This window comes from Pseudomonas sp. LAIL14HWK12:I1 (assembly GCF_003202095.1).
In the GTDB taxonomy this organism is placed as follows: Bacteria; Pseudomonadota; Gammaproteobacteria; order Pseudomonadales; family Pseudomonadaceae; genus Aquipseudomonas; species Aquipseudomonas monteilii.
Genome location: NZ_QJKG01000001.1, coordinates 827987 through 843368 on the forward strand (window position 1 = coordinate 827987; position 15382 = coordinate 843368).

Here is a 15382-nt window from a genome sequence, read left to right on the forward strand (position 1 = left end):
GAGATACATCATGACCAACCCGACCCCAAGTGTGCTCCTCAATGGCCGTAGCACAGCGTGCAGCGGCCAATGCAATGTCGAGCTGAACGAAGGCACGACGGCCTATCGGCAGGATCAGGACATTTACCCGTTGCTTGAGACCGCAGAGGTAGAGATTCAACGGCGACTCACAGACGCGAAGAATGACTTCGAACCACTGGCCAGCCGTGATGAGATCGTCATCTGGTCCAAAACCGACAACATCCGGGTGAGCGAAGTCCGCTGCATTCGCATCGAGATTGCCGGCCAACCCTACCTGATCGAGCCAAGCTCGGACCAGCAAGAACTGGTACTGCAGTTTGCAGGCAAGCAGCTGCCAACCGGTATTGACGCGCACTTTAGCGGCTCGCTACGCCTGGACACCGAAGCGACTCAGAACAAAACCCTGATCGACACACAAATACCCAACCTTTCGATCTACGGAACGCCACAGTTCCAGTTTCGCGTGCTCGCGCAACTTGCCCTGCTGGCTGGGCAGCCCGCGCTGAGAGAGCTACTGCAATCTGCTCGCAAAGGCGACCCACAAGGTGAGCGGTTGATCCTGATGCAGCTGTATGCCGGGAATAATGCTGTGCATGGCCAGGGCTGGGACCCCAGGACAGGTGTAGAGGGGGCTACAGCCATCACCACCATACTGTACGACCCCTATACCCATGGAGAGGACGCCGTCACTGCACTGTTCACGGTACTGTACAGTGCTCTTGTCGATCTCAGTGCCGGTGATCCGACCGGGGAAGTGGCATTTCCAGACTGAGCAGCGTCAGGACAGGCGCGCGCCAGAATCCGGTACGATGAGAATCCCGGCCCGAAGCCCATTCTTCACCTTCGGGTTCGGGAAGATGATACGCGCCCCCTCCTCCTCGACCACCCAGCGCGTCTCGGCCAGGTCTTCGGCCAGCAGGTAACCCTTGCTCAGCTCGGAGAAATTCTCGATGTCCGCGGGCAGGTGCAGGTGGAAGCTGTCGCTGTGCTTGATGATCTCGCGAGACACGCTAAACAGTTGCAGGCCATCCAGCGAACCCTCGCCCTCTGGCTCGGTCGCCTCGATGATGCGCACCAGCCGCTCTTCCAGCTTGTCGAGGTTGACTTGCTCGTTCTGGCCGAACGGGCGAGCCTTGCCGAGCTCCAGGGTAAAGGCTTCAGCATCAAGCTGTTCATAGGTGAACGCACTGAAGGTGATGGAGGATTTGCTCTGCAGCAGCACCGCCTCCATACCCGCTGCCGCCAGGCGCGCCAACTCACGACGGGAATGCTTGCGCCCCTCTTTATAAGGGTACAAGGCGAATTGCTCGATCTTCGAACCGCGAATGGCGGTATGCAGGTCGTAATGCAGGCGGCTGCGCCCCGGCTTGCTGAAGAACACCCGGGCGAACTGTTCCAGTTCGGCGGCACGCAATGCCTCGAAACCACTGGAAAGCTCATGACGGCCGTTGAACAGCCGGTTGATGTCCTGCTCGATGAAGCGCTCGCCCTTGCGGATGGCCGCCGGGTTGCCGAACAGGAACAGTAACCGTGCCTTGGGCTTGATCTTGCCATTGGCCACGCCGTGCAGCAGCCGCTCGAGCAATTCGATCGGCGCCGTTTCGTTGCCATGGATGCCGGCGGACAACAGCAAGTCCAGCCCGCAGTCCTCGTTCTCGGCAGGGCGCACTTCCAGCGCGCCCTCCCCCAGCCAGCGCAAACGCGCGCCCTTGGGTGTCACTTGGGTCTTCTCGGCCGGTTCGTGATCGGTGAGGGTCAGCTCAAGCAATTTGCCAAGGGCGAGCATAGGGGCTTCCTTAGTGGTGGTGGCCGCAGTCGGGGCCATGGACGTGATCGTCGTCTTCGCCAACCTCGGCCGGCTCCATTTCCAGCTGCAGGCTGACCAGATTGGTGGCCATCGGGCGCAGCAGCAGGTTGGCATACTCGGTATCGTCTTCCTCGACATCCACACCGATCAGCAGCTGGCCACGGCCGTCCTGCTGAATCCACACTTCCTTGCCTTGCCAGACCACGGCAAAACGGGTGCAGGAGGTTTCCAGCTGGGTGCCGTCTTCATCTTCGAGGATCAGGCGCAGGGCGTCGGTCATTGCAAAGTCTCTCTTCAAGGTTGTCGTTGGAACGGGTACACCGAACCCAACTTCAGGATCTGGGTCAATTCGTCCAGTGCCGTACGGCATTCCACCAGGAGTTGCGGGTCAGCCAGGTCCGCGTCGCTCAAGCGATCGCGATAATGCTTGTCGACCCACCCCACCAAGGTGTCGTACAGCGGGGCGGTCATGATAACGCCTTGGTTGACCGCTGCCAGTTCCGATTCCTTCAACGCCACACGCAAACGCAGGCAAGCCGGGCCACCACCGTTCTGCATGCTCTGCTTGAGGTCGAACACCTTGACCTCCTTCACCGGGCCGCCCTGACTGGTCAGCTGGCCCAGGTAGGCCCAGACCCGCTCGTTGTTGCGGCACTCTTCCGGTACCACCAGCAGCATGGAGCCGTCGTCGCGGCTGAGCAGCTGGCTGTTGAACAGGTAGGAACGCACCGCATCCTCAACCGTCACCGCCGCCCGTGGCACACAGATAGCCTGGAAGTTGCCACCCTTGCTGGCCAGTTTAGCTCGCAGCTGGCCAAGCACCGTGTCGGTCTCCAGGAAGGCGTCCTCGTGGTAAAACAGCACCTCGCCGTTGCCCACCGAAATCACATCGTTGTGGAACACGCCCTGGTCGATCACCGCAGGGTTCTGTTGAGCGTAGACCACACCAGCATCACTCAGCCCATGCAGCCGGGCCACGGCCTGCGAGGCCTCCAGGGTTTGCCGGGCCGGGTACTTCTGCGGCGCCGGGTAGCGGCTGTCGAAGGCACTGCGGCCGTAAACGAAGAACTCCACGCCCACCTCGCCATAGGCACGGCAGAAGCGCGTGTGGTTGGCCGCGCCCTCGTCACCGAACTGTGCCACGGCAGGCAATGCTGCGTGGTGGGCAAAGTGTTTCTCGTTGTTGAACATGGCGCCCAGCACGCGGCTGGTGGTCGGGTGCTCGATGCTGCGGTGGTACTTGCAGTTCAGGTTGGCAGCGGTGAAATGCACGCGGCCATCCGCGGTGTCGGCACTGGGGCTGACCGTGGCCGCGTTGGCCACCCACATGCTCGACGCCGAGCAACTGGCCACCAGCAGCGGCATCGCTTCTTTAGCCGCACGCTGGATCACTTCGGCATCGCTGCCGCTGAAGCCCAGGCGGCGCAGGGCAGCCACATCCGGGCGCTCCTGCGGCGCCAGCACGCCCTGCTTGAAGCCCAGGTCGGCCAGCGCCTTCATTTTCGCCAGGCCTTGGCGCGCGGCTTCACGCGGGTTGGAACCCTGCTGGCTGTTGCTTTGCGAAGCCACGTTGCCGTAGGACAGGCCGCCATAGTTGTGGGTAGGCCCCACCAGGCCATCAAAATTCACTTCATAGGATTTCATCGGCTAGGCTCCGTGACCTGTTGTTATAGGGTGACGCCCGGCGTCAACGTCGCCGGCAAGGCAAGGCTGGCGGTCTCCAGCGAAGCCACGGGGTAAGCGCAATAGTCAGCCGCGTAATAGGCACTGGCGCGGTGGTTGCCACTGGCCCCCACACCACCGAACGGCGCGCTGCTCGCGGCACCGGTCAGTTGCTTGTTCCAGTTGACGATGCCGGCACGGCTGCGCAGCCAGAAGTACTGGTAGCGGGCGCGGGAGTCGGACAACAACCCGGCGGCCAGGCCGTACTGGGTGTTGTTGGCTTCATCGATGGCCGCATCGAAGTCGGCATAACGGATGACTTGCAGCAGTGGGCCGAAGAATTCTTCGTCCGGTCGCCCGGCCACGCCAGTGACATCGACGATGCCCGGGGTCAGCAGCGCGGCATCGGCCTGCGGCTGGGTCATTTCCAGCAGCTTCACGCCACCTTTGGCAACCAGCTCGGCCTGGGCCACCATCAGCGCCTGCGCCGCTTGCAGCGAGATCACCGAGCCCATGAACGGCGCCGGTTGCTCATCGAACGCACCTACCGTAATGGTTTTGCATACCTCGACCAGGCGCGCGATCAGTGCATCACCCCAGGCACCTTGCGGCACCAGCAGGCGCCGGGCACAGGTGCAGCGCTGGCCGGCAGAAATAAACGCCGACTGGATAATGGTGTACACCGCCGCGTCGATGTCCTTGACCTCGTCCACCACCAGCGGGTTGTTGCCCCCCATTTCCAGGGCCAGGATCTTGTCCGGGCGGTCGGCGAACTGCTGGTGCAGCAGGTTCCCGGTGCGGCTGGAACCGGTGAAGAACAAACCATCTATACCCGGGTTCGCCGCCAGTGCCACACCGGTTTCGCGTGCGCCCTGCACCAGGTTCAGCACACCCGCCGGCAAGCCAGCGGCGATCCAGCAATTGACGGTCAGCTCGGCCACCTTGGGGGTCAGCTCACTGGGCTTGAACACCACGCAATTGCCTGCCAACAACGCCGGCACAATGTGGCCGTTAGGCAAGTGACCGGGAAAGTTGTAAGGGCCGAAGACTGCCACCACGCCGTGGGGCTTGTGCCGCAACACCGCCGTGGCATCGGCCAGCGGGCCACTCTTTTCGCCGGTGCGCTCGCGGTAGCTTTGTACCGAAATCGCCACCTTGTTGATCATGCTGGTGACTTCGGTTGCCGATTCCCACAGCGGCTTGCCGGTTTCCTCGCCGATGCAGTGAGCCATGGCTTCGGCGTGCGCTTTCAACTGCGCCGCGAACTTCTCCAGCACATCGATGCGCGCTTCCAGGCTCAATTGCGCCCAGGCCGGGAAAGCCTGGCGCGCGGCCTGCACGGCAGCGTCCACCTGGCTGGCATCGGCGCCCTGCCCTTGCCAGATCACGGCTTGGGTCACCGGATTCAACGACTGCAGGGCTTCACCCTGGCCGGCCTGCCAATTGCCTGCGATGAAATGCGTGGTCATTTACTGGGCCTCCCGGCTAGCCGACAGCGGCACCGCGCGCACATTGTCGCCGGCGCCCATGCGCAGACGCTTGGCGGTCAACGGGTCGACCACCAGAGTACCGGCGGCCAGCCGCGCGGGTGCCGCGGTAATGCGGCAGTCGTCGCGCTTGCGGTTGTGGATGATGTAAGGGGTGGCGTCATCGCCCGGCGTACCGACCGCCAGCACCAGGTTCTGGCTCTCGCGCACGGCGCGGATCTTGGCGGTGTCGCATTCGATGGCCGGGCCAGCATCGAAGATGTCGACGTAGCCTTGGTAGTTGAAGCCTTCCTGCTTGAGCATGGCCAGCGCCGGCTCGGTGTCCTTGTGCACACGGCCGATCACATTGCGCGCCGCCTCGGACAGGAAGCAGGTGTACAGCGGGAACTTGGGCATCAGCTCGGCGATGAACGACTTGTTGCCCACGCCAGTGAGGTAGTCAGCCTGGCTGAACTCCATCCTGAAGAAGTGCCGGCCCAGGCTTTCCCAGAACGGCGAACGCCCCTGTTCGTCCGACATGCCGCGCATCTCGGCAATGATCTTCTTGCCGAACAGCTCGGGGAACTCGGCAATGAACAGCATGCGCGCGCGTGACAGCAGGCGGCCATTCAGCCCGGAGCGGTAGTCGCTGCGCAGGAACAGCGAGCACAGCTCGGAGTTGCCGGTCAGGTCGTTGGCCAGGAACAGGGTGGGGATTTCGCGGTAGATCTTCAGCTCCTGCGAGGCGCTGACGGTCAGGCCGACCCGGTAGTTGTACCAGGGCTCGCGCAGGCCGACGGCACCGGCAATGGCACTGATGCCCACCACCAGGCCTTCGTCGTTTTCCAGCACGAACAGGTAGTCGGTGTCGCCACGCTCGGCCTCGCCACGGAAGCTTTTTTCCGCCCAGCCAACGCGATGCCCCAGGCGCTCTTCGTTGGCCGGCAGCGTGGTCAGCCCGGTGGTACCGGTGCTGCGTGCCAATTCGATCAACGCAGGCAAATCGCTGCTGCGTACAGGACGAACGATCATGCTATCTCCTTGTGCGACGGCATCGGCCGGCGCGAAACGCTGCTAACGCATCAATCCCGAAACGTCTGTCACCAGACCTCACACCGCCACCAGGCGCACGCTGGCGCCCTCGCCCACACCCAGTGCATCGGCTGCCGCCACGCTCAGGCTTACCGGTTTGCCGGGTACCCAGTCGAGGTCCAGCAGCACTGCGCGGTAGTCCTGGAGCTGGCCGTTGCAGACCAGGTACGGGCGCCCGCCCTTGGCTGGCGCTTCTTCGATTTTCACCGGCACGACCCGGCTCTGAGCGATCGAGCGAATGCCCGAGGTACGCGCATGCAGGGTCGGGCCGCCGTCGAAGATGTCGATGTAGTGCTCGGTCTCGAAGCCTTCGCGCATGAGGATGTCGAAGGTGATCTGCGCGCGCGGGTGCACCTGGCCCATGGCTTCCTGCGCTTCATCAGGCAGCAGCGGCACATAGATCGGGTAGTGCGGCATCAGTTCGGCGAGGAAGGTGCGGCTTTTAAGGCCACACAGGCGCTCGGCGTCGGCATAGTTGAGGTCAAAGAAATTGCGGCCGATGGCATCCCAGAACGGCGATTCGCCCTGCTCGTCGCTGAAACCGACGATTTCGGTCACGACCGAGTCGGCGAAACGCTCCGGGTGCGCGGCCATGAACAGCAGGCGACCGCGAGAATTGAGCTCGGCCCAGCCACTGTTCACCAGCTCTGGCATTACATAGAAGCTGGTCAGCAGGCTGTTGCCGGTCAGGTCGTGACACAGCGACAGCACGTGAATCTTGTTGTGAATCTTCAGCTCGCGCGAGGCATGCACGAAGGTCTCGTTGCGAAAGCTGTAAAACGGCTCGGAGTAGCCCGCCGACGCCACAATGGCCGAGCAGCCGGCCAGCTTGCCGGTTTCGCTGTCTTCGAGCACGAAGAAGTAGCTTTCTTCACCGTTGAAGCTGACCTCGGCGGCGAAGGAAGTCTCGGAAGCGGCGATCTTGTCGCCCAGGCGAGCAGCGTCGTCCGGCAGCGAGGTGACACCAATGGGGCTGTCTGCAGCCATGCGCTGCACTTCGTTCAGATCAGCCATTTGCGCGGGGCGCATCACCAGCATGGTGTCACTCCTTTGGAATACGGGCCGCTTACGGCGGCACGGAAAAACGGCAGGTGCACAGGCACCTGCACTGGAATCGGGTATCGCCGGCCCGGCTCAGCCATGGCTGGGGCCGGCGAAGTGGCCGCAGGCGGATCAGCCTTTGGTCAGCGTGGCCACGGCGCGCTCGAAGCGGTCCAGGCCTTCATCGATGTCGGCGTCTTCAACCACCAGGCTTGGCGCAAAGCGAACCACGTCCGGGCCGGCCTGCAGCACCATCACGCCTTCTTTTTCGGCCGCGTTGAGTACGTCCTTGGCCTTGCCTTGCCAGGCTTCGGTCAGCACGCAGCCCAGCAGCAGGCCAACGCCACGTACCTGGCTGAACAGGTTGTACTTCTGGCCAATCTGCTCCAGACGGGTCTTGAAGCGCTCATGCTTGGCCTTGATGCCGGCCAGGGTTTCCGGGGTGTTGACCACATCCAGCACGGCACAGGCAACGGCGCAGCCCAGCGGGTTGCCGCCATAGGTGGTGCCGTGGGTGCCGACAGCCAGGTGTTTGGCCAGCTCGGTGGTGGTCAGCATGGCGCCTATCGGGAAGCCGCCGCCCAGGCTCTTGGCACTGGTCAGGATGTCTGGCGTCACGCCGTAGTGCTGGTAGGCATACAGCGAACCGGTACGGCCCACGCCGGTTTGCACTTCGTCGAAGATCAGCAGGGCGTTGTGCTCGTCGCACAGCTTGCGCGCGCCTTCCAGGTAGGCCTTGTCGGCCGGCACCACGCCGCTCTCGCCCTGGATCGGCTCGATCACCACGGCGCAGGTCTTGTCGGAAATCTGTGCCTTCAGCGCTTCCAGGTCGTTGTAGGGCACGTGGCTGATGCCGGTGATCTTCGGGCCGAAGCCATCGGAGTACTTCGGCTGGCCACCGACGCTGACGGTAAACAAAGTGCGGCCGTGGAAGCTGTTCACGGTGGCGATGATTTCGTGTTTTTCCGGGCCGAAGCGGTCATGCGCAACACGACGGGCCAGCTTGAAAGCAGCCTCGTTGGATTCGGCGCCGGAGTTGCAGAAGAACGCCCGGTCGGCAAAGGTAGCATCCACCAGTTTGTGGGCCAGGCGCAGGGCCGGCTCGTTGGTGAACACGTTGGATACGTGCCAGAGGGTATTGGCCTGCTCGGTCAGGGCCTTGACCAGCGCCGGGTGGCAATGGCCCAGGGCGTTTACCGCGATGCCACCGGCAAAGTCGATCAGCTCGCGACCCGACTGGTCCCAGACGCGGGAACCCTCGCCTCGCACAGGAATGAAGGCCGCCGGAGAATAGTTGGGGACCATCACCTGGTCGAAATCGGCACGTTGCACCGGGGCTTGCTCAACGGACATCTGAGTCTCCTGAAGAGGAACGCTGGCCTGGAAGTGGCGAGCGATGGGGGGATTGTAAGGACTGATCCGCGCCTGTCCTTGCGGCCAAGCGACAACTTGTTACAGCGCAAAACCCAGTTTTGACAAGGTTTTCGGCAATGCGACAAACACTGTCGCAATGGCGCAGTGTACGGGAGAGAGGGGGCTGGGTGAACGGGTGTTCACAAGGGATTGAGTGGGTGTGGGTGTATGTCGATATTAGGGTAGTGCCTGGAAGATCGAGCGCCGCCCGCGCGGCGCTCGATTTCAGCACCATCGTCAAACCCAAGGCATACACCGAACCCACCCAAATATCAGCCCTTTTCGGCCGGCGCTGAGCTCAATTCGAACGGGCTACTGCTACGCCGCTGGTTACGGTCTTCCCGTGGCGTCGCGCCAAAGAAGTTGCGGTAGGCGCTGGAAAAATGCGGCCCCGAGGAGAAACCACAGGACAGCCCGATCTGGATGATCGACTTGCTGGTCTGCATCAGCATCTGCCGCGCCTTGTTCAGCCGCAGCTCCAGATAATACTGGCTCGGCACGCGGTTCAGATACTGCTTGAAGATGCGCTCCAGCTGCCGGCGTGACACGCACACATGCTGGGCAATCTCATCGGTGGTCAGCGGCTCTTCGATGTTGGCCTCCATCAACAGCACCGCCTGGGTCAGCTTGGGGTGGCTGGAGCCCAGGCGATTCTGCAGCGGAATGCGCTGGCGCTCACCACCCTCGCGGATGCGCTCTACCACCAACTCTTCCGAAACAGCGCCCGCCAGCTCCGCCCCATGATCGCGGGCCAGCACGGCCAGTAGCAGGTCGGTTACAGCCATGCCGCCACAGGCCGTCAGGCGGTCGCGGTCCCAGTCGAACAGGTGACTGGTGGCAATGACCTTGGGGAAGCGCTCGGCAAAATCATCCTGCCAGCGCCAGTGCACGGCAGCACGATAACCGTCGAGCAAGCCCAGCATCGCCAGAGGATAAACACCGGCTGACAGGCCACCGACCATGCAGCCGCTGCGCGCCTGCTGCTTGAGAGCAGCCGACAAGGCTGCCCCTACTGCCGCAGGCGGCTCGTCAGCAACCAGAAACAGCTTGTGGCACCCCTCCAAGCGGCCAGTCCACGGTTCGCCCGGCAGGCGCCAGCCACCCTCTTGCGCCGGCTCCGCCTGCAGGAAGGCCATTTCGTAGACCACATCCGGGTGTACCCGCTGCGCCACCAGCAACACTTCCTCGGCCAGCGCCAGGGTCAAGGGCCTGGTGCTGGGCCAGATGAGAAAACCGATTCGCTGGGTGGTCATAGGGTACGGTCCGAAACCTGAGGTCGTTTGAGTCTGTGCGCCGGGTCAGGCTGCGCTCGCCGCGCAGCATGCCCTATTCTGGTGCAAAAATGCAGCTTTTACTTCAGGCTGCCGGAGAGGAACTGCTTCAGGCGCTCCGACTGCGGATTGGCCAGCACTTCACGCGGGCAGCCGGTTTCTTCCACCAGGCCTTTGTGCAGGAACACCAACTGGTTGGACACCTCACGGGCAAAGCCCATTTCGTGGGTCACCACCACCATGGTGCGGCCTTCCTGGGCCAGCGCCTGCATCACCTTGAGTACATCGCCCACCAGTTCGGGATCCAGTGCCGAGGTCGGTTCGTCGAACAGCATAACCTCCGGCTCCATGGCCAGCGCGCGGGCAATTGCCACACGCTGTTGCTCGCCACCCGACATATGCCCGGGGAAGGCGTCCTTGCGGTGGGCAACACCGACCTTGGCCAGGTAATGCTCGGCCTTCTCCAGCGCCTCCTTCTTGTTCACACCCAACACATGCACCGGCGCTTCGATGATGTTTTCCAGTGCGGTCATGTGCGACCACAGGTTGAAGTGCTGGAACACCATCGACAGGCGCGAGCGCATGCGCTGCAACTGACGCGGGTCGGCAGCCTTCAGCGCGCCGTCCTTGCCGGCCACCAGCTTGAGCTCTTCGTTGTTGAGCAGGATCTTGCCCGCGTGCGGCTGCTCCAGCAGGTTGATGCAGCGCAGAAAGGTCGACTTGCCCGAACCACTGGAGCCGATGATGCTGATGACGTCGCCGGCCTTGGCCGCCAGCGACACGCCCTTGAGCACTTCGTGGCTGCCGTAGCGCTTGTGCAGGTCTTGGACTTCGAGTTTGTACATGCTGTCGATTCTCACAGAGCGGTCAGTGCTTGCGCGGCGCCAGGTAGCCGAGCCAGCGGCGTTCGGCCATCTTGAAAAGGCGCACCAGGATGAAGGTCAGGCACAGGTAGAACACGCCCGCCGTGATGTAGGCCTCGAAAGGCAGGTAATACTGGGCATTGACCGTGCGCGCGGCACCGGTGATGTCGATCAGGGTGACGATCGACGCCAGGCTGGTGGTTTGCAGCATCATGATCACTTCGTTGCTGTATTGCGGCAGCGCCCGGCGCAGGGCCGAGGGCAGCAGGATGCGCCGGTACATTTTCATGCGCGACATGCCCATGGCCTTGGCCGCCTCGATCTCGCCATGGGGCGTGGCCTTGAGGCTGCCGGCAATGATTTCGGCGGTGTAGGCGCTGGTGTTGATGCCGAACGCCAGACACGCGCAGAAGGTGGCGCTGGACAGCAGCGGCCAGAGGAAGCTCTCGCGCACCGCTTCGAACTGCGCCAGGCCGTAGTAGATCAGGAACAGCTGCACCAGCATGGGTGTGCCGCGGATCACGTAGGTGTACAGCCACGCAGCCAGGTTGATCGCCGGCTGTTTCGACACGCGCATCAGGCCCAGCGGGATGGCCGCCAGCAGCCCGAAGAACAGCGAAATCGCCAACAGCTTGAGGGTGGTCAGCAGGCCGCCAAAGTACATCGGCAATGCCTCCCAGACGACGTTGTAGTCGAAGATCATAGTTCAGCCACCTTGACGCCCACCGAGTAGCGGCGCTCCAGATACTTCAGGGCCAGCAGCGAGACGCTGGTCAGCACCAGGTACAGTGCCGCCACCGCCAGGAAGAAGGTGAAAGGCTCGCGGGTGGCATCGGCCGCCTGCTTGGCCTTGAACATCATGTCCTGCAGGCCGACGACCGAGATCAGTGCGGTGGCCTTGGTGAGTACCAGCCAGTTGTTGGTGAAGCCCGGGATCGCCAGGCGAATCATTTGCGGCACCTGGATGCGGAAGAACACCTGGCGCGGGCTCATGCCATACGCCACGCCCGCCTCGGCCTGGCCCTTGGGTATACCCAGGAAGGCACCGCGGAAGGTTTCCGACAGGTAGGCGCCAAAGATGAAGCCCAGGGTACCGATACCGGCAATCAACGGGTTCAGGTCAATGTAGTCTTCGTAGCCGAGCAGCGGTGCCACGCGGTTGATGATGTCTTGCCCGCCGTAGAAGATCAGCAGGATCAGGACCAGGTCCGGAATACCACGGATCACCGTGGAATACAGGTCGCCCAGCCAGGCCAGCCAGCGCACCGGCGACAAGCGCAGCGCCACACCGATCAGGCCGAGCACGATGGCCAGGGCCATCGACGACAGGGCGAGCTGAAGCGTCAGCCACGCCCCGTCGAGGATGACTGCCCCGTAGCCTTTCAACATGATGAGGTCCTCGACCTAAAGAATGAAAAATGGTGCAAACCTCAGAGCCTCTGCTGTTTGCACCATTGCACAGGTGAAACCCGACGTCTTAGTTCGAGTCTGGACCGTAGATGTCGAAGTTGAAGTACTTCTTCTCGATTTCTTTGTACTTGCCGTTGGCACGGATGGCATCGATGGCCGCGTTGATGCGGTCGACGTTGGCCTTGTCACCTTTGCGCACAGCAATACCGATACCGTCACCGAAGTACTTGGCGTCGGTGAAGGACGGGCCTACGAAGGCGAAGCCTTTACCTGCGTCGGTCTTGAGGAAGCCGTCTTCCAGCAGGGTGGCGTCGGCCACGGTGCCGTCCAGGCGGCCGGCGGCCACATCCAGGTAGATTTCGTTCTGAGTGCCGTAAGGCACCACGGTGGCACCTTTGGCGCCCAGCACTTCCTTGGCGAAGCGGTCATGAATCGAGCCACGCTGCACGCCGATCTTCTTGCCTTTCAGCTCATCCAGGCTGTCGCTGACCGTGGTGCCTTCCTTCATCACCAGGCGCGCCGGCGTGAGGTAGTAACGCTTGGTGAAGTCGACCGACTTCTTGCGGTCCTCGGTGATCGACATGGACGACAGGATGGCGTCGATCTTGCGCACTTTCAGCGCCGGGATCAGGCCGTCGAACTCCTGCTCGACCCAGGTGCACTTGGCTTTCATCTCTTCGCACAGGGCGTTGCCGATGTCGTAGTCGAAACCGGCGATGCTGCCATCGGGCTGCTTGAAGGCGAAGGGTGGGTAGGCGGCTTCAATGCCGATTTTCAGCGGTTTTTCATCGGCCTGCGACACCAGGGAAAATACGGATAGCGCCAGGGCGCCAAGCAGTGCGAGCTTCTTCATCAGGTAACTCCATCGGTACGGGGCAATACAAGGCAGGTAACGGCTGCCCGATATGCGAATGGGTACAACGCGAGCCGCGCAGGGTTCGACCAAGGTCGCAGACCACGAGCGAGTGAGTGGCATTTTAGCGACAGCCCGGTAGTCGATATTTCTTCAAAGCGACAACTACTTACAGAAGCGCCTGAAACCGCTGCGGGCGATGTTGACGACCAGCGCAAAATATGCGAAGGCACAAGAAATAGAACCAATAGACCTAGCAATTCCTGGGCCTATTATTGGCAAAGCCTTGTACTACGGCAAGTGTAGCGTGCCGCGTTGTACAAAATGGCTGGAGGAGCGCACCGAAACAGGTCCGTGTTGTTTCCTCGCGCCCCGAACGTGTGCAAGGCGGGTGACAGAACAGTTACCGATGAATGTCGGGTAACAGTAAAGCAAAAACCCCGCCCGGTTGCCCGGGCGGGGTTTTCTGTTCACACGGCCCTGCTTCGCTATCAGGCCGAGGCCAGGTTCATGGCCTTGTGGGTATCGATCAGGTGTTGCACCACGCCCGGGTCGGCCAGGGTCGAGATATCGCCCAACGCATCGTACTCACCGGTGGCAATCTTGCGCAGGATACGGCGCATGATCTTGCCCGAACGGGTTTTCGGCAGCCCCGGTGCCCACTGGATCACATCCGGCGAGGCGATCGGGCCGATTTCCTTGCGCACCCAGTTCTTCAACTCCAGGCGCAGCTGCTCGCTGGCCTCGATACCGGCATTGAGGGTGACATACACATAGATGCCCTGCCCTTTGATGTCGTGCGGCACGCCAACCACTGCAGCCTCGGCCACCTTCGCGTGGGCCACCATGGCACTTTCGATCTCGGCGGTACCCATGCGGTGCCCGGATACGTTGAGCACGTCATCCACACGGCCCGTGATCCAGTAATAGCCATCCTCGTCACGGCGCGCACCGTCACCGGTGAAGTACATGCCACGGAAGGTCTTGAAGTAGGTGTCGACGAAACGATCGTGGTCGCCGAACAGCGAACGCGACTGGCCCGGCCAGGAGTCGAGGATCACCAAGTTGCCCTCGGCAGCACCGTCGATCAGGTTACCCAGGTTGTCCACCAGCGCTGGCACCACGCCGAAGAACGGACGGGTAGCCGACCCCGGTTTCAGGCCGGTAGCACCCGGCAGCGGGCTGATCAGAATGCCACCGGTCTCGGTCTGCCACCAGGTATCGACGATCGGGCAACGCTCCTTGCCCACGGTCTTGTAGTACCAGTTCCAGGCTTCGGGGTTGATCGGCTCGCCCACCGAGCCGAGCAGGCGCAGGCTGGAGCCGTCAGCACCTTCAACAGCTGCCTGCCCTTCGGCCATCATCGCGCGGATGGCAGTGGGCGCGGTGTAGAGGATGTTGACCTTGTGCTTGTCGACGATCTTCGACACGCGGGTGATGTCAGGGTAGTTCGGCACACCCTCGAACAGCAGGGTAGTGGCGCCATTGGCCAGCGGGCCGTACACGATGTAGCTGTGGCCGGTGACCCAGCCTACGTCGGCAGTGCACCAGTACACTTCACCCGGGCGGTAGTCGAATACCCGCTCATGGGTCAGGGCGGCATACACCAGGTAACCGCCGGTGGTGTGCAGCACACCTTTCGGCTTACCGGTAGAACCGGAGGTGTAGAGGATGAACAGCGCTTCCTCGGCCCCCATTTCTTTCGGCGCGCAGTGGCTGGAGGCCACTTTCATCAGGTCTTCGTACCAGATGTCGCGATGCTGGTGCCAGGCAATGTCGCCACCGGTGCGCTTGCACACGATGATCTTCTGCACGCTATTGGTTTCAGGGTTGGTCAGCGCCAGGTCGACGTTGGCCTTGAGTGGGGTGCGGCGGCCGCCACGCAGGCCCTCGTCGGCGGTGATCACCACCTTGGACTTGCAGTCGATGATACGGCCAGCCAGCGCCTCGGGCGAGAAACCACCGAACACCACCGAGTGGATTGCACCGATGCGGGCGCAGGCCAGCATGGCGACCACGGCTTCGGGGATCATCGGCATGTAGATGGTGACCACATCACCCCGGTGCACGTCCTGGCCACGCAGGGCGTTGGCGAACTTGCACACCTGCTCGTGCAGTTCGCGGTAGGTGATGTTGCGGTGTTCGGAAGGGTCGTCGCCTTCCCAGATGATGGCCAGCTGGTCGCCTCGCTCTTCAAGGTGGCGGTCCAGGCAGTTCGAGGAAACGTTCAGAGTGCCGTCGGCGAACCATTTGATATCGACGTGATGGTCGTCGAAGGAGGTCTGCTTGACCTTGGTGAACGGCTTGATCCAGTCGATTCGCTGGGCCTGCTCGCGCCAGAAGCCGTCCGGATTGATCACCGATTGCTGGTACATGGCCTTGTAGGTGGCCTCGTCGGTCAGGGTAGTGGCCGCAACCTCGGGACGAACGGGATACAGTGGAGCCGCACTCATCTGTGTTACCTCGGTGTAATAGTTGTTTTT

14 protein-coding genes are annotated in these 15382 nt (G+C 62.3%); 1 reads left to right on the plus strand and 13 read right to left on the minus strand.

The window, feature by feature from the left end; genetic code table 11:
- Positions 1-10 precede the first annotated feature (10 nt).
- Positions 11-793, plus strand: coding sequence for a hypothetical protein (locus D906_RS03745; protein WP_027615313.1), 783 nt, complete (start codon positions 11-13; stop codon positions 791-793).
- Positions 794-799: 6 nt separating this feature from the next.
- Here the strand turns inward: D906_RS03745 and astE are convergent, their stop codons facing one another.
- From astE to acs, 13 genes are all read right to left on the minus strand, one after another.
- Positions 800-1807 carry a succinylglutamate desuccinylase gene (gene astE, locus D906_RS03750; protein WP_025753869.1) on the minus strand — a complete coding sequence of 336 codons (1008 nt, stop codon included), beginning with the start codon at positions 1805-1807 and terminating at the stop codon, positions 800-802.
- Positions 1808-1817: 10 nt separating this feature from the next.
- The gene (locus tag D906_RS03755; protein WP_003256592.1) at positions 1818-2108 is read right to left on the minus strand and encodes a topoisomerase II; all 291 of its coding nucleotides are present in this window, start codon (positions 2106-2108) and stop codon (positions 1818-1820) included.
- A gap of 14 nt (positions 2109-2122) precedes the next feature.
- Positions 2123-3472 (minus strand): N-succinylarginine dihydrolase, encoded by a 1350-nt coding sequence (astB, locus tag D906_RS03760; protein ID WP_027615314.1) that lies wholly within the window; start codon positions 3470-3472, stop codon positions 2123-2125.
- 23 nt (positions 3473-3495) lie between these two features.
- Positions 3496-4959: a succinylglutamate-semialdehyde dehydrogenase gene (gene astD / locus D906_RS03765; RefSeq protein WP_027615315.1), complete on the minus strand. Its 1464-nt coding sequence runs from the start codon at positions 4957-4959 to the stop codon at positions 3496-3498.
- The gene (gene astA, locus D906_RS03770; protein ID WP_027615316.1) at positions 4960-5988 is read right to left on the minus strand and encodes an arginine N-succinyltransferase; all 1029 of its coding nucleotides are present in this window, start codon (positions 5986-5988) and stop codon (positions 4960-4962) included.
- A gap of 78 nt (positions 5989-6066) precedes the next feature.
- Positions 6067-7086: an arginine/ornithine succinyltransferase subunit alpha gene (gene aruF / locus D906_RS03775; protein ID WP_027615317.1), complete on the minus strand. Its 1020-nt coding sequence runs from the start codon at positions 7084-7086 to the stop codon at positions 6067-6069.
- A gap of 135 nt (positions 7087-7221) precedes the next feature.
- On the minus strand, positions 7222-8442 hold the full coding sequence (locus tag D906_RS03780; protein WP_019099128.1) for an aspartate aminotransferase family protein: 1221 nt from the start codon (positions 8440-8442) through the stop codon (positions 7222-7224).
- A 332-nt stretch (positions 8443-8774) separates the two neighbouring features.
- Positions 8775-9755: a transcriptional regulator ArgR gene (gene argR, locus D906_RS03785; protein ID WP_019099127.1), complete on the minus strand. Its 981-nt coding sequence runs from the start codon at positions 9753-9755 to the stop codon at positions 8775-8777.
- A gap of 98 nt (positions 9756-9853) precedes the next feature.
- Positions 9854-10618 (minus strand): ABC transporter ATP-binding protein, encoded by a 765-nt coding sequence (locus D906_RS03790; RefSeq protein ID WP_016711851.1) that lies wholly within the window; start codon positions 10616-10618, stop codon positions 9854-9856.
- A 22-nt stretch (positions 10619-10640) separates the two neighbouring features.
- The gene (locus D906_RS03795; protein WP_019099126.1) at positions 10641-11339 is read right to left on the minus strand and encodes an ABC transporter permease; all 699 of its coding nucleotides are present in this window, start codon (positions 11337-11339) and stop codon (positions 10641-10643) included.
- On the minus strand, positions 11336-12025 hold the full coding sequence (locus D906_RS03800) for an ABC transporter permease (RefSeq protein WP_003254523.1): 690 nt from the start codon (positions 12023-12025) through the stop codon (positions 11336-11338). The genes D906_RS03795 and D906_RS03800 overlap by 4 nt, the downstream gene beginning before the upstream one ends.
- A gap of 88 nt (positions 12026-12113) precedes the next feature.
- The gene (locus tag D906_RS03805; protein WP_019099125.1) at positions 12114-12899 is read right to left on the minus strand and encodes an ABC transporter substrate-binding protein; all 786 of its coding nucleotides are present in this window, start codon (positions 12897-12899) and stop codon (positions 12114-12116) included.
- 491 nt (positions 12900-13390) lie between these two features.
- Positions 13391-15352: an acetate--CoA ligase gene (acs, locus tag D906_RS03810; RefSeq protein WP_016711854.1), complete on the minus strand. Its 1962-nt coding sequence runs from the start codon at positions 15350-15352 to the stop codon at positions 13391-13393.
- Positions 15353-15382 lie beyond the last annotated feature (30 nt).

What these genes read in the sequence shown, in the direction of transcription:
- D906_RS03745 (WP_027615313.1), top strand. Translation starts at nt 11, where the DNA reads ATGACCAACCCGACCCCAAGTGTGCTCCTCAATGGCCGTAGCACAGCG.
- astE (WP_025753869.1), bottom strand. Translation starts at nt 1,807, where the DNA reads ATGCTCGCCCTTGGCAAATTGCTTGAGCTGACCCTCACCGATCACGAA.
- D906_RS03755 (WP_003256592.1), bottom strand. Translation starts at nt 2,108, where the DNA reads ATGACCGACGCCCTGCGCCTGATCCTCGAAGATGAAGACGGCACCCAG.
- astB (WP_027615314.1), bottom strand. Translation starts at nt 3,472, where the DNA reads ATGAAATCCTATGAAGTGAATTTTGATGGCCTGGTGGGGCCTACCCAC.
- astD (WP_027615315.1), bottom strand. Translation starts at nt 4,959, where the DNA reads ATGACCACGCATTTCATCGCAGGCAATTGGCAGGCCGGCCAGGGTGAA.
- astA (WP_027615316.1), bottom strand. Translation starts at nt 5,988, where the DNA reads ATGATCGTTCGTCCTGTACGCAGCAGCGATTTGCCTGCGTTGATCGAA.
- aruF (WP_027615317.1), bottom strand. Translation starts at nt 7,086, where the DNA reads ATGCTGGTGATGCGCCCCGCGCAAATGGCTGATCTGAACGAAGTGCAG.
- D906_RS03780 (WP_019099128.1), bottom strand. Translation starts at nt 8,442, where the DNA reads ATGTCCGTTGAGCAAGCCCCGGTGCAACGTGCCGATTTCGACCAGGTG.
- argR (WP_019099127.1), bottom strand. Translation starts at nt 9,755, where the DNA reads ATGACCACCCAGCGAATCGGTTTTCTCATCTGGCCCAGCACCAGGCCC.
- D906_RS03790 (WP_016711851.1), bottom strand. Translation starts at nt 10,618, where the DNA reads ATGTACAAACTCGAAGTCCAAGACCTGCACAAGCGCTACGGCAGCCAC.
- D906_RS03795 (WP_019099126.1), bottom strand. Translation starts at nt 11,339, where the DNA reads ATGATCTTCGACTACAACGTCGTCTGGGAGGCATTGCCGATGTACTTT.
- D906_RS03800 (WP_003254523.1), bottom strand. Translation starts at nt 12,025, where the DNA reads ATGTTGAAAGGCTACGGGGCAGTCATCCTCGACGGGGCGTGGCTGACG.
- D906_RS03805 (WP_019099125.1), bottom strand. Translation starts at nt 12,899, where the DNA reads ATGAAGAAGCTCGCACTGCTTGGCGCCCTGGCGCTATCCGTATTTTCC.
- acs (WP_016711854.1), bottom strand. Translation starts at nt 15,352, where the DNA reads ATGAGTGCGGCTCCACTGTATCCCGTTCGTCCCGAGGTTGCGGCCACT.